The organism is Tenacibaculum sp. FZY0031, assembly GCF_036350695.1.
GTDB lineage: Bacteria > Bacteroidota > Bacteroidia > Flavobacteriales > Flavobacteriaceae > Polaribacter.
In genome coordinates, this window is record NZ_JAZDVY010000010.1 from 12,694 (window position 1) to 30,609 (window position 17,916).

18 protein-coding genes are annotated in these 17,916 nt (G+C 32.0%); 6 read left to right on the plus strand and 12 right to left on the minus strand.

Annotation, left to right across the window (positions count from 1 at the left end):
• Positions 1-15: 15 nt before the first annotated feature.
• Genes V1T75_RS14090 through V1T75_RS14100 form a run of 3 tightly spaced genes read right to left on the minus strand, consistent with a single transcriptional unit; the run spans position 16 to position 1,934 of the window.
• Positions 16-777: an NAD(P)H-binding protein gene (locus tag V1T75_RS14090; protein ID WP_330489241.1), complete on the minus strand. Its 762-nt coding sequence runs from the start codon at positions 775-777 to the stop codon at positions 16-18.
• On the minus strand, positions 764-1,429 hold the full coding sequence (locus tag V1T75_RS14095; protein ID WP_330489145.1) for an MIP family channel protein: 666 nt from the start codon (positions 1,427-1,429) through the stop codon (positions 764-766). Before V1T75_RS14095 ends, V1T75_RS14090 begins: the two co-directional genes overlap by 14 nt.
• Position 1,430: 1 nt before the next feature.
• Positions 1,431-1,934 carry a DinB family protein gene (locus V1T75_RS14100; protein WP_330489146.1) on the minus strand — a complete coding sequence of 168 codons (504 nt, stop codon included), beginning with the start codon at positions 1,932-1,934 and terminating at the stop codon, positions 1,431-1,433.
• 123 nt (positions 1,935-2,057) lie between these two features.
• Here V1T75_RS14100 and V1T75_RS14105 point away from each other — a divergent pair, with 123 nt between their 5' ends.
• Both V1T75_RS14105 and V1T75_RS14110 read left to right on the plus strand, forming a co-directional pair.
• Complete coding sequence (locus V1T75_RS14105) at positions 2,058-2,900, plus strand: DUF2911 domain-containing protein (RefSeq protein ID WP_330489147.1); 843 nt, start codon at positions 2,058-2,060, stop codon at positions 2,898-2,900.
• A 133-nt stretch (positions 2,901-3,033) separates the two neighbouring features.
• Positions 3,034-3,228 carry a hypothetical protein gene (locus V1T75_RS14110; RefSeq protein ID WP_330489148.1) on the plus strand — a complete coding sequence of 65 codons (195 nt, stop codon included), beginning with the start codon at positions 3,034-3,036 and terminating at the stop codon, positions 3,226-3,228.
• Between the two features lie 22 nt (positions 3,229-3,250).
• Here the strand turns inward: V1T75_RS14110 and V1T75_RS14115 are convergent, their stop codons facing one another.
• From V1T75_RS14115 to V1T75_RS14130, 4 genes are all read right to left on the minus strand, one after another.
• Positions 3,251-4,213 (minus strand): succinylglutamate desuccinylase/aspartoacylase family protein, encoded by a 963-nt coding sequence (locus tag V1T75_RS14115; protein WP_330489149.1) that lies wholly within the window; start codon positions 4,211-4,213, stop codon positions 3,251-3,253.
• A gap of 7 nt (positions 4,214-4,220) precedes the next feature.
• Positions 4,221-5,654, minus strand: a complete 1,434-nt coding sequence (locus V1T75_RS14120) for a hypothetical protein (RefSeq protein WP_330489150.1) — start codon at positions 5,652-5,654, stop codon at positions 4,221-4,223.
• Positions 5,655-5,838: 184 nt separating this feature from the next.
• Complete coding sequence (locus V1T75_RS14125; RefSeq protein WP_330489151.1) at positions 5,839-6,660, minus strand: copper resistance protein NlpE; 822 nt, start codon at positions 6,658-6,660, stop codon at positions 5,839-5,841.
• A 173-nt stretch (positions 6,661-6,833) separates the two neighbouring features.
• A complete protein-coding gene (locus V1T75_RS14130) occupies positions 6,834-9,017 on the minus strand; it encodes a DUF5916 domain-containing protein (RefSeq protein ID WP_330489152.1) in 2,184 nt (727 codons plus the stop codon).
• 239 nt (positions 9,018-9,256) lie between these two features.
• On the opposite strand from V1T75_RS14130, the gene V1T75_RS14135 reads away from it, so the two are divergent.
• The 3 genes from V1T75_RS14135 (at position 9,257) to V1T75_RS14145 (ending at position 13,448) form a co-directional block, all read left to right on the plus strand.
• Entirely contained in the window at positions 9,257-10,321 is a 1,065-nt protein-coding gene (locus V1T75_RS14135) for a sensor histidine kinase (RefSeq protein WP_330489153.1), read from the plus strand.
• Positions 10,318-11,022 (plus strand): LytR/AlgR family response regulator transcription factor, encoded by a 705-nt coding sequence (locus tag V1T75_RS14140; protein WP_330489154.1) that lies wholly within the window; start codon positions 10,318-10,320, stop codon positions 11,020-11,022. Before V1T75_RS14135 ends, V1T75_RS14140 begins: the two co-directional genes overlap by 4 nt.
• Positions 11,023-11,108: 86 nt before the next feature.
• A complete protein-coding gene (locus V1T75_RS14145) occupies positions 11,109-13,448 on the plus strand; it encodes a type IA DNA topoisomerase (protein ID WP_330489155.1) in 2,340 nt (779 codons plus the stop codon).
• Here V1T75_RS14145 and V1T75_RS14150 read toward each other — a convergent pair.
• Positions 13,441-14,112, minus strand: a complete 672-nt coding sequence (locus V1T75_RS14150) for a TrmH family RNA methyltransferase (RefSeq protein WP_330489156.1) — start codon at positions 14,110-14,112, stop codon at positions 13,441-13,443. The two genes, V1T75_RS14145 and V1T75_RS14150, sit on opposite strands and share 8 nt — an antisense overlap.
• 88 nt (positions 14,113-14,200) lie before the next feature.
• On the opposite strand from V1T75_RS14150, the gene V1T75_RS14155 reads away from it, so the two are divergent.
• Positions 14,201-14,884, plus strand: a complete 684-nt coding sequence (locus tag V1T75_RS14155) for an SIR2 family NAD-dependent protein deacylase (RefSeq protein WP_330489157.1) — start codon at positions 14,201-14,203, stop codon at positions 14,882-14,884.
• Positions 14,885-14,899: 15 nt separating this feature from the next.
• Here the strand turns inward: V1T75_RS14155 and V1T75_RS14160 are convergent, their stop codons facing one another.
• From V1T75_RS14160 to V1T75_RS14175, 4 genes are all read right to left on the minus strand, one after another.
• Positions 14,900-15,373, minus strand: coding sequence for a DUF6495 family protein (locus V1T75_RS14160; protein WP_330489158.1), 474 nt, complete (start codon positions 15,371-15,373; stop codon positions 14,900-14,902).
• 75 nt (positions 15,374-15,448) lie between these two features.
• A complete protein-coding gene (locus V1T75_RS14165; protein WP_330489159.1) occupies positions 15,449-16,144 on the minus strand; it encodes a peptidoglycan DD-metalloendopeptidase family protein in 696 nt (231 codons plus the stop codon).
• 102 nt (positions 16,145-16,246) lie between these two features.
• Entirely contained in the window at positions 16,247-17,134 is an 888-nt protein-coding gene (locus V1T75_RS14170) for an anti-sigma factor (RefSeq protein WP_330489160.1), read from the minus strand.
• 76 nt (positions 17,135-17,210) lie between these two features.
• Positions 17,211-17,882, minus strand: a complete 672-nt coding sequence (locus V1T75_RS14175; RefSeq protein ID WP_330489161.1) for a Crp/Fnr family transcriptional regulator — start codon at positions 17,880-17,882, stop codon at positions 17,211-17,213.
• Positions 17,883-17,916 lie beyond the last annotated feature (34 nt).

The following is a 17,916-nucleotide window of genomic DNA, read 5'->3' on the forward strand; positions in this document are numbered from 1 at the left end:
GGCTGTTGGCTAAAACTAATAAATGCTCAATAAATTGTTGTGTATAAACTGATAACTCAATACTTTTTGAAGTTTTTTACTACTAATTATTTTGTAAACTAATGGTTTTGAATCATCAAATTCAGGAATTGGTTTTCCTAGAGTTTTTCTAGCATTTATATAAAATTCTTGTCTGGTTGGATGGTCATTTGCACAAGCATTAAATACTTCTCCAAAAACATTTTGTTCTACAATTTCTTGTATAATTGCGATACAGTCCTCACGGTGAATCATGTTTACATAGCCTTTTGGATGTGGTATTTTTCTATTAGCAAACCAGTTTCCTGGTTGCCTTTCCCCTCCAAATAATCCAGCAAAACGAAGTATAGTTGTTTGAAACTTATTATTATTTCTAAATAGGTTTTCTATTTCTACTAGCGGAGAATCTACAGTTTTATCTTCTTCAATCATTTCCTTATTTAAACTAGGATACACCGAGGTAGAGCTAATGAAGATAACCTTAATTATGTTTGACTTTTCTATTGAAGAAATCAACTTTTTAAAGTTTTCTACTTCTTTAGAGGTTATCGCAATTATCAATACATCAGCATCTAAAAATTCTGATGAAATATGTTCCTTTGAAATATCAACTAAATAAGGGGCTATTGCAACCGATTCTAATTCTTGAAGTTTATCTTTAGAAGTTGTTGAACCTTTAACGGTATATCCATTCTTAACTAATGCTATTCCTAGTTCTTTTCCTAGCCATCCACAGCCTAAAACACTAACATTTTTCATCACAACAATTATCGTCTTTTACAAGTTTACATGAAATCACTGCCAATAAAGCTCCTATAATTGGTGCTAGTATATACAGCCATAAATGCTCTAAGTGACCAGAAACTAATGCGGGTGCTATAGAGCGTGCTGGGTTCATAGAGGCTTTTGTTATAGGGCCTGCAAACATCGCTTCCAACAATACTACTCCACCAATAGCGATCCCTGCCATTACTCCTACTTCTTTACTTCCTGTAGATACGTTTATGATCGTTAGCATTAAAAAGAAAGTTAATAGCAGTTCTAAAATAAAGGCTCGCCAAGGTACTACTGAGGGTAGTGTTGCTCCATAGAACTCACTCGTGGGAAATAAAATCCAAAGTATTGCACTTGCTAGTATAGCGCCTAACAATTGCGCTATAATATAGTTAGGTACTTCTTTCCATGAAAACTTTTTAGCATAGGCAAAAGCGATGGTTACGGCCGGATTAAAATGTGCTCCAGAAATTTCTCCAAAAGCATAAATCATAGCCATTACTATCAATCCCCAAGTAATTGCCACTCCAATATGTGTTAGATCTGCACCGTTGGTAACTTCATTTACTGTCATTGCTCCTGTTCCGCAGAAAATTAAAGCAAAGGTTCCTATACTTTCAGCTATGTATTTTTTCATTTTAGGAATTTCTATCTACTAATTTTTCTTTAAATAATTCTATTTGTCTTCTATGCCTTAGTATGTGTACGATAGCATGTTCAAAAAGTTGTTCTACATCATATTTCTGTCCCCACCTAACCTGTACTTTCTTGTGAGGTTCTAATTCTTCTAATTGTATATTGGGATAATCATTAAAGAGTTGTTCATTATAAGCAAACATTGTATCCAATGCCTCATTATACTCCAGAACAGAACTTAATATCTCTTTTTCTTTATACTTTACCTCTTCTCCTAACCATTTTCTTATTTCAATAGCATAGGTATATCCAGCCCTAACTACATGCGTTATTATAGTTTGAATGGACCTACAATCTTCATCATTAGTTTCACTATCCACTATTTGAATTAGTGCATTTGAATTTACATCCTTAATAACTGCTTTAAACTCGGTTATTGATTTTTCATACTCATCTAACAAAGCCCCAATAGCTCCGTTATTTCTATGTGTTCCTTTTTTTGTCATTCGTAACTTTGGTTGCAAATATCTATTAAAAACAACTCTTAGGTATTTTAAGTTTTTGTTAACATTAATCCCAAGAATTCCTCGTAATTTTAACAAAACTAATTAAAAAACAAATCTATCAACATGAAAAAAATACTTTTAAGCTTGTTTGTTGTTGCTTTATCAACAAATATCAATGCACAATTAAAGACTCCAGCCCCTAGTCCTACTGCTAAGTTAGAGCAAACTGTAGGTTTAACAGATGTATCAATTGAATATTCTCGTCCGAGTATGAAAGGAAGAGCTATTTTTGGTGATTTAGTTCCTTATGGAAAAGTATGGAGAACTGGTGCAAACGCAAACACAAAAGTTACTTTTAGTGACGATGTTACTATTGACGGTAAAACCTTAAAAAAAGGAACCTACGCTTTATATACTAAACCAGGAAAAGATTCTTGGGAAGTACTATTTTATTCTGACGCCAACAACTGGGGTACTCCAAGAAAATGGGATGATGCTAAAGTTGCTGTATCTACTACTGCCAAAGTTGAAGCTATGCCTATGAAAATTGAAACGTTTACAATGAGTATTGACGACTTAACAAACGATTCTGCTGTGTTAGGAATTTTATGGGAGAATGCTTATGTAGGTGTAAAGTTTAATACTCCTACTGATAAAGCAGTAGAAAAAAGTATTGCGCAAGTGATGGGGGGACCTTCTGCTAATGATTATTTTTCTTCAGCGGTGTATTATTTACAAGAAGGAAAAGACATTAACAAAGCAAAAAACTGGATTAACAAAGCGGTTGACATGACTAAAGACCAACCTCGTTTTTGGTACTTACGTCAACAGTCGTTAATCTTAGCTAAAGCTGGTGACAAAAAAGGAGCAGTTAAAGCAGCTAAAGCTTCATTAGCTGGTGCTGAAAAAGCTGAAAATGCTGATTATGTAAAAATGAACAAAGAGTTTCTTGCTGAAATGAAGTAATTCTTTATACTAAATTACAAGATAAAAAAACTCGCAAATAGCGAGTTTTTTTATCTTATACTTCCTCAAAGCTTTCTTTTTATGTAACAAATGATACTCTTTTTCTACCAATACCTTACCAAAGAATTATACTATGAAAAATTTATATCATAAAAAATCATTGATATTATTATCAATAGGAATTTTAACCATTGCCTCTTCACAAATACTTACTCGCTATGTAAAAGTATCAGACCTAACACATGGCTTGAGTATTGGTATTGGGATTGGTTTGCTGATTATGGCGATTGCCAATAGTAACCTGCAAGCTAAAAAAGCAGGCGAATAACTAGTTTTGAATTAAAAACTAGTTATTTTATAATTCCTAAGTGAATAATACGTCCTCCTGATTGATTTACAGGGTTTACACTCTTCCCTACTACAATCCCTCTTTCTGGTGCGTGGTATTTCTTAATTCTATTACCAAACACATCCCGTAATGTAGCGATATGATCTCCTTCTTCCACTATATCTCTTAAATCTACATGTACTGTAAGCAATCCTCCTTCTTGAGTATATAACCAATACGATTTTTTACAAACTACGGTATTTCTTTTCGAGGTTTCGTACTCATCATCGGTAATTCCTAAATATGCCAATACATTGTGCACGCCTGCTACTCCACTTTTAATAATTTTCTTTTGAAAGCTATGTGGATTACCAACTTCGATAGTTATAGATGGAATTCCTAGTTCTTCAGCAGCTCCACGTAAAGTACCATCAGATGGAGGGGTATGCACTATAATTTCAGCATCTTGTAATAAGGCTAATTTTTCGGTGACTTTATTGTTCATATCACTTCTGATGTAAAATGAATTCACTCTACCAAAACTAGCTGTATGTAGGTCTAACAAATAATCAAACTTCTTTACTACCAAATTCAAAAAACGATTGGCATATACTTCACTGGTATTTCCATTATCTTTTCCTGGCATTATTCTGTTAATGTCTACCCCATCGCTAAAAACTCTTGTTCCTCGAACAAACGAAGGTACATTCACCACAGGAATTCCTACAATTGTTCCTTTTAAATTTTCTGTATCCAAATCTTTAAACAATCGTTGAATAACTGATATTCCGTTTAATTCATTTCCATGAACTGCAGCTGTAAGCCCTAATACAATACCATCTTCTTTTCCTCTGGCTACCATAACAGGAATACACGTGGGAATTCCCATTGCGTTAGATGTTACTTTTAACCAGTAATTTTTAATAGAATTTTTTGGTGTTTGATTCACATCAAACTCGGTAATATATTCAATTTGGTGTCCCATACTCATTTTAATATAATTCGTTTAACAGCGTGCTATCGTTATTTAATGAGGTAAATAGTTTCTTTTTAAACTTTTTATTTGAATTTATTAAACTAATACACATTTTGTCGATAGCAATAGTAGAGAGTACGGTTTGAATAAATGTTTCTATTAAATCGTCTATTCCTAAACCTAGCTTGTTATAATCTCTTCTGTCCATAATTAACAAACGATTAGTATCTGAGGTCCATTCATTTTCACCTAACTTAACCGATAAGTTTGTTCCTAACATTTGCCAAGAATCTTTACTACTTTTTAAGTCGTTTTCCAATGGTAACAATGCTCTTCTCGAGTACATACACAATGGTTTTATTCCATCTTTTGTACTACTAATCATCATACGAATGTCTGACACAAATGTTTCTCCTTTAGCATTTGGCATTGTACCAACGTGATAATATTTGCCTTTTGTGCTTACTGAACTCCAATTATAGTTACCTATTAAACTCTGTACAATAAAACGTTCATATTCGATTTCTAACTTCATAAACTCTTCTAGTTCTTGTTCGTTAACAATCGTAAAAACTCCTTGTCCTGCATTACTATAAGGTATTTTTATAACTGCTTGCCCTCCCATTTTTTTTACCCACAACGGAATTTCATTCTTGCTAACATCCCAAATAGTATCTGGGATATTTATTTTCATTCCATATTCTTCTAATTCCGTGTTGTAAATATCATATGCTTTGGCAGCTACCATTTTATTTCTTCCTCCAGCCAAACAAGTAATAATCGGATTTAAAATCTTTGTTTTACTATTAATTGGGAATCTATTCCATGGCTTTTGAGTTACATATCTAAAAATACCTCGTAACGGAATCCATTCTTCTTCTTGTTTTAGATAAAAGATTTCATTTTCTATTTTTATATGATCGTTATCTTTGTTTGAATAATAAGGTACAAGAAAAACATCTTCTTTAAAAACATCAGCTATAACGGCTGCATACCCTGATGTTTCCATATAGTTTTTATCATAAAGTACCGCTAATCTACCATCTTTAACAAGTTTTCGCTTTTTCTCTAAGATAGGCTTAAACGTTCTTTCAATTAACAAGCGATATACTCCGTCTTCTTTATTATCATCTAACAAAGGCATTGATTTTTGGCCTGATGGACATGAATTATTTTCTATAATAACCATGTTTTTATCTCCATCTGCTGATGTTGAATTGATTAAATCTGCTCCTCCCCATAAAAAGTACTTACATTCATACGATAAAATTTCTCTAAGTTTATCCGCATTTACTTTTGGATGTAAGTGACAATACCTAGCAATAATTCGTTCCTTATCTAAATTTAAAAAAAAGTTTACCATTGGATGAATTGTGGCATTCAGCACCTTAGGATACCAATGATTCTCGTTGTTAAATGTATTAGGTTTTATAAGCTCTATTGTTTTCATTAGTCTTTTAAAAATTTATTATCTCTTGTAAATAGTTATTTATATACAATTAAAAATAACAAAAAAACAGACGATCTTGCTTTTACCCTCGTTAATTTATAAACATATTTTTTTTGGGGGTATTTAAGAGTAAAAAACGCTTACCAATGGTAAGCGTTTTTCTTCAAATGATATATGCCTTAATTTACTTTTTTTGTAAAAAATATAATTGCGCTAGTTCTCCTGTTATTTCTTTACCTTCAATATCTAGTTTCTGTATAGCTCCTTCAATAACTTTTAACTTATATGATTCTTTTTCTTCATTTAGCAACGTAATAACAGTTCCTGCAATATCCCATTTAAAACGTCCTTCTACTGTCTCTTCTTCCCCTTCTCCTATATACTTTGTAGTCATGGTATAAGTTCCATTATCTTTTAACTGAATGGTGGTTTTAATTCCTTCGCAATCTGCACACGGTAATACTCCTTCATATTTTCCACTCCAGTCTAAAGAGTTTTTTGCATTATGCTCGTCAACAATCACCGTCTTTATTGGATTTGTATTTACATTACCCTCTGTTTTATTTGATACTATTATGATCAACACAGGTTGTGAAGTATACCTAGTTTCTCCACCTTCAGTAACAGAATAGTCAAAATTAATTTCTTCTCCTGCTTTGGTAAGAGATATTGGTTGAAGCTCAATTGATTTATTACTAGCTTTAACAGTAACAGCAATTACGTATTCTTTTTCAAAATCAATTGCTGTTGGCTTACCGTCTTTTCCCATAAGTGCTGCCGCTCCAAAATACTTTTCAAATTCCTCTCTACTATTTATTTTGTTAGGTAGTTCATCTACATCGTTTTTAATAAAATATTTTGACGCAACTTTATAAGTCACTGTTACAGGTTCTTTCATTTCATTAACTTCTTCTTTACTCTCCTTTAGTTTCTGATTCTTAAAATTGCATCCTACGAATAGAGAAAGAACTAATAATAAGGTTCCTAAAAATTTTAATGCTCGCATTTTTTATCTTACTTTAACTTAACAATTAAAACACTTTGTTCTCTGCTGTTTTTAGTATACATACTGGATTTATTTATAAACAGACAAATATTGTACCAATAAATTGAGCTTCTTTCCTTTTTAAAACTTGTCTTAAGTTATTTCTAAATCAATTCAATTTTACTTGTGTTTTCTTAGAAATCAAACCTGTAATTTGCTTTTAAAGCTAGCCCCCAGTTTTTACGTGATATATCTTGATTATAATTATCTGAAACTACTAAGTATATATAAGATAATGGCTTGTATTCCCATTGCAAACGGCTATTGATATTAAAATTATCAAACTGAGTATTGTACTGTACATAAGTAGTCCAATTTAATCGGTTAGAAAAGAATATTTCTCCAGTAAAACGGGCTAAATGAAAGGTTTCTTTTCCTAACTCCTTTAAATTTATTCTGTTTCTTTCATACCGAACCTGCAAACGTGCTAAGGGCATTAATCTATATTCTGCATTCATACTAATACCGTTTTTATAACCATTATAATAACTCCCATAACTTATATTTCCTCCATATTGGAACTTTTTATTATAAGCTGAGGCATATCCAAAACCAGCATCGAAATACTTATACTTTCCTGCTGTAATGGCTTTTCCGTTATTTAAAGGATCAAATGCATATTTTAGATTTACATATTCATGACGAAATCCACCGTACAAAAACGATTGATCTTTAAACACCAAATCATTATTTAACACCGTAGTTGATTGACTAACATTTCCTTGATCATCCCAATAGGTATCGTTAGACAAATTTAAATAACGATGGTGATCAAAGAATTTAGCATTTTTATAAAATTTGGTCAAACGAATGCGTCCACTGGCTTGTGTATACCCTTCACGTATAACTTCATCTAAAACGGCGTCATAGTTATATAAACGAGGTACGAAACCAACATCAGTAATATAGTTTTTCTCAACTTTTCTGATTCCAGCATACGCAGAAACATTAATATTATTGTACCAAACTTCTGTATTGTAAAATTTATTTTTTCCAGAAACATTACTTGTTGAACTACTCGAAAAATTTGCTAATCCTGTCCATTTATTATTTTTCGATTGATAATTTACATTAATTCCAGTAATTCTATTATAATCATCCATAAAAGAAAAACCATCTGTCTCTTGTCTATTAACGTAATACCCTGTTGCTGTGAAAAATTTGGATAGTTGTTGTTGTACCACCAACGCTCCATAATTCTGAGCAGGATTATCGTTTTTGGCTTTGGTGGCAACATTCAGTATTCCTAATCGTGTTTTTTTAGTCATATTTCCAGACAATTTTATTCCAAAAGATAGTTCGCTATCCGCACCAATACGTCTTGAATAAAAAGGATTTACACCACTAACTCCTAAGCTTGTGAATAAATCACTATTTTCTAAAAAGAAGTTTCGTCGTTCAGGAAAAAATATGGAGAACCTACTTAAGTTTGTAACTTGCCTATCTACATCTATTTGTGAAAAATCAGGGTTTATAGTAGCATCTAACTTTAAAGAAGAACTTACATTAAATTGTACATCTACACTTGGTTTAACCATGGTATCTTCTACATTACCAATTACATCCTTTGAATAATTTGTAGTTACTGATGGTGTAACAACAAATCTGGATGATTTATTTTTCGACAACTTTTCTACTTCGAACACTTTGGTAAATCGTAAATCAAATTGCGTATAATTACGATCTATTAATGTGCTCGTTGTCCATTCATTTAATTTAATATTTCTCGTGTGAAACATGACTCCCCATTCGGCAGAATCAACCTTATAGCCTAGTGCCTTTAAAGGAATTTCTATTTCAACTATTTTTAACTTTCCTTTTACAGATGTTCTTGCATTCCAAACAGTATTCCAACTAGTACTTACTTTAAAACCATCACCATTTCTGGATACCAATGCATCTACTAAAGCACCTCCCATATTGACGATAAAAAAATAACCTGATTGTTGTTGATTGTAGGTATCTAAAAGTATCGCAAAAGAATCGCTATCAGCTCCTGATGTTCCAATATCATCCCGTTTTAAAGACCCAATTTGAACAACATCAGTTGTATCTTGATATACAGCACTTATATATAACTTTTTACCGTTATGAAACATTTTTACCTCAGTTTTGTTAGACGCTAAATCTCCATTATTAGGTATATAATTAAGAAATTCTCCTTCAGGAATTAATTTGTTCCATATAGGTTCATTTAATTTTCCGTCTAATTGAATACTACTATCACTAAAAATTATTTTGCTTGTTTTTACATCAGACTGGGCTTGAACATAAAACATTTTAAAAACTAACATTAAAAAAAATACAATTCTCTTCATTTACTTAAATTAAAAATTAACAGCGTGCTCCTTATTTTTAAGCACATTTAGCAAACAAAACTATTTTAGAGATCTACTTGTATTTTAAAAAGTAGACTAACAAGCTGCTTTTATTGTCGGAAAGTTATATTTAAAAGAAACCTAGTTTGGTCTATGATTTTTTTACTACTAACTACAAAAAACAAGCTTTGAGCTACTTTTTATCTGCCTTTTTTTTAAAATTGTATTTTAGCGCACACATGAGTATTTTAAAAAACATCCTACATTTTTTTAAGCTTCCGACAGTAAAACAGTTTTTGTTTTGGTTGGGAGTGTACCTCTATTTTATTGGTACTGTAAACATGAATTATTACAGTGGTTATCCTGAAGTTTTAGAACATTATGCTATTTATGTTTTATGTCAGTTTATTGTCGCTTACACTTGCCTTAACTTTTTAATTCCTAATTTTTTAGTCCCCAAAAAAAATATTCAATTTACAATATCTCTTTTGCTTTTATTAGTTGGTGTGTTTATCTTTTTTGTTGGGTTTCATGAATATTATCACATTCCTAAATATTTTAAGTCTAGTAATAACAACGTATATGATTCTAGTAAGATGTTTTGGGAAAAATTATTGGATCTCCGAGTATTTCTGGGAAAATCTACAATCATTTTAACTCCTACTATACTACTGGTTATCGCTAAGTTTTACAAAGATCAACAAGCTTACTTACAACTTAATGAGCAAAAAATGTATACAGAACTATCTGTTTTAAAGCACCAATTGAATCCGCATTTTTTATTCAATACGTTAAATAATTTATATGCTTTATCAATAGAAAAATCAGATGAAGCTCCTGAGGTAATTGCTAAGCTTTCAGAAATGTTAGATTATATGTTGTATGGATGTAACGACAAATACGTTTCATTAAATAAAGAAATTGAACTAATAGAAAACTATCTCGCTTTGGAAAAAGTTAGGTATGATGAGCGTGTAGATATTAGTTTTAATAAAGAAGTAACATCCGATGTTACAATTGCTCCTTTGATTCTTTTAACATTTATAGAAAATGCTTTTAAACATGGGGTTTCTCAAGAATTAAAGAAAGCTTTTATACATATAAATATTTCTGTAAAAGAAGAGTTTATAAGGTTTCATATAGTAAATTCAAAAGCAAAAAATAGTATCGCTGGAAATAAAAAGAGTATTGGACTAACCAACGTAAAAAAGCAATTGGAATTATTATACCTTACTAACTATTCTTTAGACATTAAGGAAGATACTTATACCTTTAACTTGTTTTTAAAATTACCTGTAAAATGATGTACAAATGTTTGATTGTTGATGATGAAAAATTAGCGAGAGGTCTCATAAAGACACACTTATCTCAATTAGATGATTTTGTACTAGTTGCTTCTTGCAGTAGTGCTATTGAAGCCAGTAATATACTTCAAAAAGAAACTATCGATTTATTGTTTTTAGATATTGAAATGCCTGTTTTAAAAGGCACTGATTTTTTTAAAAACCTTGTGCACAAACCTAAAGTTATTTTTACCACAGCTTATAGAGATTATGCTGTTGAAGGGTTTGAATTAAATGCAATCGACTATATTTTAAAACCCATAACTTTTCAACGCTTCTTTAATGCCATACAAAAGTTTAAGGCTTCACAAAAAGAACCAATTATTAGTCCTTCAACGGTTTCTATTCCCAAAAGTAAAAGCTCTTTTATTTATATAAGAAAAGACCGAAAGCAGGTAAAAGTTCATTTCGATTCTATTTTGTATATAGAAAGTCTAAAAGACTACATTCAAATACATTCAGAAAAAGAAAAGCATATTACCAAATTTAGTCTATCCGCTTTTGAAGAAAAGTTAGATCAGCGATTTATCAGGATACATCGCTCATACATTGTTAATATAGATAAAATTACTGCATATACTAAAAACGACATTGAAATAGAGAAAATTGAAATCCCTATTGGTGAAAACTTTCGAAACAATCTAACTTTTATGGATTCATAATTAATTACAGTTGTTAAAATTTCCTCAAAAAACAACCTTTAACATTCACAAATAATTTAGTAATTTCGGCTTTCTAATTTATGTAAATGAAAGTTTGTATCGCCGAAAAACCAAGTGTAGCCCGTGAGATTGCTAATATCTTAGGAGCCAATACCAAACGAGATGGATATTTCGAAGGGAATGGCTATGCTGTTACGTATACATTCGGTCATTTATGTACCCTTTTAGAGCCTAAAGATTACAAACCACACTGGAAAAGCTGGGACTTGAACAACCTTCCCATGCTTCCTGAACGTTTCGATACGAAAGTAACTAATGATAGTGGTATTCAGAAACAGTTCAAAATTGTTAAGTCTTTATTTGAAAAAGCCGATGTGGTTATCAACTGTGGGGATGCTGGACAAGAAGGAGAACTCATTCAACGATGGGTTATCAATCAAGCAAATTACAAAGGTAAAATCCAACGATTATGGATTTCCTCCCTAACGGAAGAGGCTATTAAAGAAGGGTTTGAAAACCTAAAAGACAACGACGATTATAACAATTTATATTATGCGGGGTTTTCTCGTGCTATAGGTGATTGGCTATTAGGATTAAATGCTACTCGTTTGTACACTGTAAAATTTGGTGGTTACAAACAAGTGTTGTCTATTGGTAGAGTACAAACTCCTACCCTGGCTATGTTGGTGGATCGTTATAAAGAAATTCAAAACTTTAAACCTGAACCTTATTGGGAGTTACAAACTCAATATCGTGAAACCTTATTTAGTTGTGAAGAAGGTCGTTTTCTTAAAAAAGAAGAAGGACAAGCTTTTGCTGATAAAGTAAAAGAAAGTGATTTTGAGATAACCTCGGTTACGAAGAAAAAAGGAAAAGAATACGCACCAAAACTTTTCGACTTAACGGGCTTACAGGTGTACTGTAACAACAAATTTGGATTTTCAGCAGATGAAACCTTAAAAATTGTTCAGAAACTATATGAAATGAAAGTGGTTACCTACCCAAGAGTAGATACTACTTTTTTACCGAATGATATTTATCCTAAAGTCCCGAATATTTTAAAAGGGCTAAAACAATATGCTTCGTTAACACAACCTTTATTAGGAAAGAAAATACGTAAATCGAGTAAAGTTTTTAACGATAAAAAAGTGACCGATCACCATGCTATTATCCCTACAGGAATAGAAATTAACCTGCAATACAATCAGCAACAAGTATATGATATTATTGTAAAACGATTTATTGCCGTGTTTTATCCTGATAGTGATATTTCTAAAACAGAAGTTAAAGGAGAAGCAGATAAAGTTCCTTTTAGAACTTCAGGAAAAGAAATACTTACCAAAGGTTGGCGAATTGTTTTTGACTATGGAAATGACTCTAAAAAAACAGAAGAAAAAGATGTACTTCCTACTTTTGAAAAGGGAGAAAAAGGTCCGCACGAACCTTCTTTTTTAGAAAAGGAAACTAAACCTCCTCGAAACTATACCGAAGCGAGTTTGCTACGTGCTATGGAAACTGCTGGAAAGCAAGTAGATGACGATGAGATGCGCGAATTGATGAAGGAAAATGGTATTGGACGACCATCTACACGTGCAAGTATTATTGAAACCTTATTTAGAAGAAAATATATTGAACGTCAAAAAAAATTAATTCTTCCTACCCAAACAGGCATCGATTTGATTGATCTAATTGACAATGAATTGTTAAAGTCTGCTGAATTAACGGGGCTTTGGGAAAAGCGTTTGAAAGAAATTGAACGTGGAGAATATCATGCAGCTACGTTTATCAATCAGATGAAAAGAATGGTGGACGATTTAGTCTACGAAGTTCGTTCGAGCTCTAAAACGAAACGAATTTCTCATGAGGTTCAAAAAACGAAACAACCACCTAAAAAAACAACTTCTAAAAAGAAAACTGTCGTTGGTAAAGAATGTCCAAAATGCAAAAAAGGGCATTTATTAAAAGGAAGTACTGCTTATGGGTGTTCTGCCTATAAAAACGGTTGTGATTTTACACTTCCTTTTGAGTTTATGGATAAAAAAATATCTGAAAACCAACTAATTCGTTTACTTGATAAAGGATACACAACGAATTTAAAAGGCTTCAAACAAGAAAATAAAAAAGTAGAAGGCTTGGTTCGTTTTGACAATCATTTCAATTTAAAGTTTGAACCTAAAAAAACGAGTTCTAATACTATTTCAAACGATAGCGAGAAACGTAAGTTCAACGAAGCTAAATCTCAATCAGACACTCTCGCTTGTCCTAAATGCAACAAAGGAATTGTTTTAAAAGGAAAGTCTGCCTATGGATGTTCTAATTACAAAAATGGTTGTGATTTTGTGTTTACTTTTGAAAACATCAAAAAAATGGCTAACGGACAACCGTTAACCAAAGAGTTAGTATCTAAAATATTGACTTCTAAGTAAGCTCTTTATAATAGTATTCTATTAATTTCTCTGGATTTTTAATGGTGTTTTTTATCCATTTAAAGTAGAGTATCTTCTTTTCTTCTTCTGAAAGTTGCCAATGTATATCTGTTCTTTTCAAGCGTGTAGTTACATCTTGTAGGGTAATAGCTGCTGCTACTGAAATATTTAAGCTTTCGGTAAAACCAACCATCGGAATTTTTAAAAATCCATCTGCTTCTTGTTTGATATAATCTGAAATCCCATCTTTTTCAGCTCCAAAAACAAATGCTGATTGTTTTGTCACATCAAAATCGGGCAAAATACAAGAATCAGTATGTGGAGTGGTTCCTATAATTTGATACCCATTTGCTCGTAAATCTTCTAAACAGGCTTTGGTATTGTCTCCGTCTTCTTTATACCGATGAATGTCTAACCATTTCTGGCTTCCTTTTGCTACATGCCTTGATACTTTATTGGTAAATTTATTCTCAATTGCATATACATCTTGTATGCCAAAGATATCACAGCTTCTTACCACCGCACTGGCATTGTGTGGTTGGTAAATATCTTCTAACACTACCGTAAAATGACGCGTGCGTTCATTTAAAACCTTATAAAAGGTTTCTTTTCTTTTCTCAGTAATATAGCCTTCTAAATAGGCTAATAATCCATCATCTATCATGCAACAAACATAGTGAATTTTCCTATTTTTAGTCGCAGGGCGACAGCCTAGTATTTATTTTCTTAAACTTGCAACAAAATTTATATTTATGAAAAAACGATTGGTTGTATTAACAGGGGCAGGAATTAGTGCCGAAAGCGGTATTAAAACTTTTAGAGATGCTGATGGTTTGTGGGAAGGTCATGATATTTATGAAGTGGCTTCTCCACAAGGATTTCATGCAAACCCTGAATTGGTGTTAGATTTTTATAATCAACGAAGAAGACAACTTTTAGAAGTTTCTCCTAATAAAGCACATCATAACCTAGTTTCTTTAGAAAATAATTTTGAAGTTGATATTATTACGCAAAACGTAGATGATTTACACGAAAGAGCAGGAAACAAAAATGTAATACACCTACATGGCGAACTATTAAAAGCTCGCAGTACTAAAAACAAACATCTTGTTTATAATTGGAATAAAGATATTGTTATGGGTGATGTATGTGAAGAAAATGCTCAATTACGCCCGCATATTGTTTGGTTTGGTGAAGATGTTCCGTTATTGGAAAAAGCGGCTGAAATAACCTTACAAGCAGATATTTTAGTAATTATAGGAACCTCGATGCAGGTATATCCCGCAGCTAGTTTGATTAACTATGTACCACACAATACACCTATTTATTTTATAGATCCTAAGCCTGCTGTAAACAAAAACGCCTTCCATAACTTAACTATTATTGAAGACGTTGCTAGTTCTGGTACAGATACGTTAATTACGCTGCTAAAATAAGCTTGGTATCGAGCATTATACATTTGATGTTAATTGATTAAAATACTCGTACAGTTCTCCTTTAGAAATAGTACTTCCTTTTTCAATTAAATCAAAAATTTCAACATTTCTTTCTTCTTGATAGTTTTTTGAACCTCGTAAAAATTCAAGTGCTTCATCATTTGGGTTTTTTAGTAACCATTCAAACCCATCTTGCTCTAAAACATTGACCTCTTTATTAATTTTTATCACAATACGATGTATTATTTTTTCTTCGCATTTAAATAGGTTTACTAAATTTGGAGAAAAATGTTCTAAGTACTCTGTTTTCGTTAATACATCATCCCAAACAACATCGCTAAACACATTCATTTCATCTTCTGCTACATGTGGTTTCTCTTTTTTTAGTTCATCCCATTCTTTTTTATCAATGTTTTGTGATGCTAAAAAACGTGCAAATTCTTCGTGTAATCCTTCAAACTGCTCTTTTGTAAGTTGTCTATATTTCAAAAATCTAAATTTTAATAATTAATTAACCCTAATTATTTTCAGTCTCTTTACTTAGGGCGATTATCTTGTTTTACTTCATTCCTCTATGAGGGTTTCTTGAGGCAATTTTAATAATAAATTAGGATTAGGGCAATTTTGCTTGTAAAAATCTAAGGTCTTTTTTGAAGACACGCCTGGGTAATCTCCTTTATAATCTTCAATATCTATTATTAACTGAAAATGCAAATGCGGAGCGTAGTCTCCGTTTACAGAACTATCCCCTAGAGTTCCAATCTTCTCTCCTTGTTTGACTTTTTTACCAACAGATATGCCTGCTAAAGACGCTAATGATAAATGACCGTACAATGAATAAAACTCATTTCCTTCAATTGAATGTTTTATAATAATTGTAGGTCCGTAATCACCGTAATTTACATTGTTTTTAAAACTATGAATTTCACCTTCTAATACTGCTAAAATACCTGTGCCTGCATCACACCATAAATCGATTCCCAAATGAATATTTCGTTGATTTTCTTCTGATAATTTATTGAAATGTTCACTTCTACTATAAATATCTCTTATTTCTAAGTAGCCTCCAAAAGCAACTGTTTTTTTATGTTTTAATAAATAACTTTCTAAATATGCTTCCCATTCTTTTGATGAAGCAACATCAAAGGTTAGCTCTTTATTAGAGGCTGCTATTGAAATTGGTTTGTATTCATTAAAAGATATACTTGTGTCAACTACAGGTAATGGTTGCTGAGATATACTTCTTAAAAAATCTGTCATAAAATAGTTTATATAAAAATAAGAGTAATCAAAAATAGTTGATTACTCTTAAAATAAGGGGAATTAGAGGTATTAATTAAATTTTACCTCTGATATAGTTTATTATCTTGAAACGGTTCCTGTGATGGTTACCAAAGGACCAGCTCCTAAATCAATAGCTACATGTTCTTGAGCATCATCAGCTACTGTTTTAGCTAATGGTTTTAATGTAAAGGGTGCTGGGCTATTGTCTGGATTCGGCTCAACTGTAATTACAATAGTTGCACCTCTTAAATCTGTTGGAAAGGTTAGCCCGTCTGGAGCATTCATAAGGAAATCTTCTCCTGGAAAGAATCCATCAGCTCCATTAGGTGCTGGCAAATCTATAGGTCCACTAAAACCATCAAACTCATCTGTTGCTGCAAGTTTTGTAAACTTACCTGTAGTTACTGGTACTCCATTGATTACAGCCCATCCTTCATATTTCCATCCTTCATCTAACTCTGGTAATCCTAAACCTACTTGCGGTGGCATTCCTGGATCTAAAAACCAAACACCACTTCTTTCATTTGTATTTTCTCCATCTGTTGGAGTTGCTAAAATAAATTTACCCCAAGAGCTACTAAAATCTCCAACAATATTAGAGTTTATTGAAGCTGTATTTCCTGAAAAATTTCCTGCTAAAATTTTAGTATCTGAAGGTGCTGGATCTGAATCGTTTGTCGGTTCAATGGTTAAAACAAAAGTAGATGCTACTGATAACATATCTGAATCAATCACAAAAGAATTTTGCGATAATGTCCCTGAATCATTTACATTAAACGTTCCTGTTGACACTGGCCTATCTCCTACGATTATCCAACCTTCATACACATAGTCTGCTCCTAAATTTTCTAACCCACTTACATTTAAACTTAAGTTTGATGTCTTTGGTGTATTGTCATCGTCATCGCTACAAGCCGTAAAAGTTAATGCGCTCACTGCCGCCAGTGTTAAAAATATTTTTTTCATTGTTTTTGTAATTTTGAATTTATACAAAAACAAAGTTACCTGCACATTTTCTATTAAAATGTTAGCTAGCTTACATTTATGCTACTTTTTTAAGTAATCGTATTTCTTTTCTGTTAAAATCAATCACTTTTTCTTGTTTTAGCTCGTTCATTAAGGTATTTAATGTAGGCCTTGAAGTTCCTATTAGAGTGGCAATATCTTTTTGTGTATAGGGATGTTCAATTACTTGATCTCCTGTTTTTTCACACTCATGTCCATATTCTTCACACAGTTCTTTAAAAAACTCTAACAAACGAGTACGTGTATCTTTAAATAGTAATAATTGAAGTCTTCTTTCTAACTTTTTCATTCGCAACCCAATAAATTTGTATATCTTAAAACTTACAGATACATTATCTCGCATTAATGAATACATAGTATCTCTAGATACTGGGCAAATTTCTGTTGTATTATCTATCGATTGGGCAAATTCATTTCGTTTTTCGACTCCCAAAATGGCTTTTTCTCCAAATATTTCGCCTTTGGTTAATATGGCCTTAATTACCTCTTCTCCATCTTCTGTATAATAGCCAATTTTAACTTTCCCCCTATCTATTAGGTAAATTTTGTTTGCGGTGTCTTCCTCAAAATAGATATAGTCTTTCTTTTTATATCTATTTAAGGTGTGGTTTTCCTTGAAAGCAGGATATTTATGCGGGCATAATATTTTAAACAAGTTAACATCCTCTAAATACCAAAGTGCACTCATCGTTTTGACTTTTAAGTTTTAGGTCGAAAAAACT

What these genes read in the sequence shown, in the direction of transcription:
- V1T75_RS14130 (WP_330489152.1), bottom strand. Translation starts at nt 9,017, where the DNA reads ATGAAGAGAATTGTATTTTTTTTAATGTTAGTTTTTAAAATGTTTTAT.
- V1T75_RS14115 (WP_330489149.1), bottom strand. Translation starts at nt 4,213, where the DNA reads ATGGGACACCAAATTGAATATATTACCGAGTTTGATGTGAATCAAACA.
- V1T75_RS14150 (WP_330489156.1), bottom strand. Translation starts at nt 14,112, where the DNA reads ATGATAGATGATGGATTATTAGCCTATTTAGAAGGCTATATTACTGAG.
- V1T75_RS14175 (WP_330489161.1), bottom strand. Translation starts at nt 17,882, where the DNA reads ATGAGTGCACTTTGGTATTTAGAGGATGTTAACTTGTTTAAAATATTA.
- V1T75_RS14120 (WP_330489150.1), bottom strand. Translation starts at nt 5,654, where the DNA reads ATGAAAACAATAGAGCTTATAAAACCTAATACATTTAACAACGAGAAT.
- V1T75_RS14165 (WP_330489159.1), bottom strand. Translation starts at nt 16,144, where the DNA reads ATGACAGATTTTTTAAGAAGTATATCTCAGCAACCATTACCTGTAGTT.
- V1T75_RS14095 (WP_330489145.1), bottom strand. Translation starts at nt 1,429, where the DNA reads ATGAAAAAATACATAGCTGAAAGTATAGGAACCTTTGCTTTAATTTTC.
- V1T75_RS14135 (WP_330489153.1), top strand. Translation starts at nt 9,257, where the DNA reads ATGAGTATTTTAAAAAACATCCTACATTTTTTTAAGCTTCCGACAGTA.
- V1T75_RS14100 (WP_330489146.1), bottom strand. Translation starts at nt 1,934, where the DNA reads ATGACAAAAAAAGGAACACATAGAAATAACGGAGCTATTGGGGCTTTG.
- V1T75_RS14105 (WP_330489147.1), top strand. Translation starts at nt 2,058, where the DNA reads ATGAAAAAAATACTTTTAAGCTTGTTTGTTGTTGCTTTATCAACAAAT.
- V1T75_RS14170 (WP_330489160.1), bottom strand. Translation starts at nt 17,134, where the DNA reads ATGAAAAAAATATTTTTAACACTGGCGGCAGTGAGCGCATTAACTTTT.
- V1T75_RS14155 (WP_330489157.1), top strand. Translation starts at nt 14,201, where the DNA reads ATGAAAAAACGATTGGTTGTATTAACAGGGGCAGGAATTAGTGCCGAA.
- V1T75_RS14110 (WP_330489148.1), top strand. Translation starts at nt 3,034, where the DNA reads ATGAAAAATTTATATCATAAAAAATCATTGATATTATTATCAATAGGA.
- V1T75_RS14145 (WP_330489155.1), top strand. Translation starts at nt 11,109, where the DNA reads ATGAAAGTTTGTATCGCCGAAAAACCAAGTGTAGCCCGTGAGATTGCT.
- V1T75_RS14125 (WP_330489151.1), bottom strand. Translation starts at nt 6,660, where the DNA reads ATGCGAGCATTAAAATTTTTAGGAACCTTATTATTAGTTCTTTCTCTA.
- V1T75_RS14090 (WP_330489241.1), bottom strand. Translation starts at nt 777, where the DNA reads ATGAAAAATGTTAGTGTTTTAGGCTGTGGATGGCTAGGAAAAGAACTA.
- V1T75_RS14140 (WP_330489154.1), top strand. Translation starts at nt 10,318, where the DNA reads ATGATGTACAAATGTTTGATTGTTGATGATGAAAAATTAGCGAGAGGT.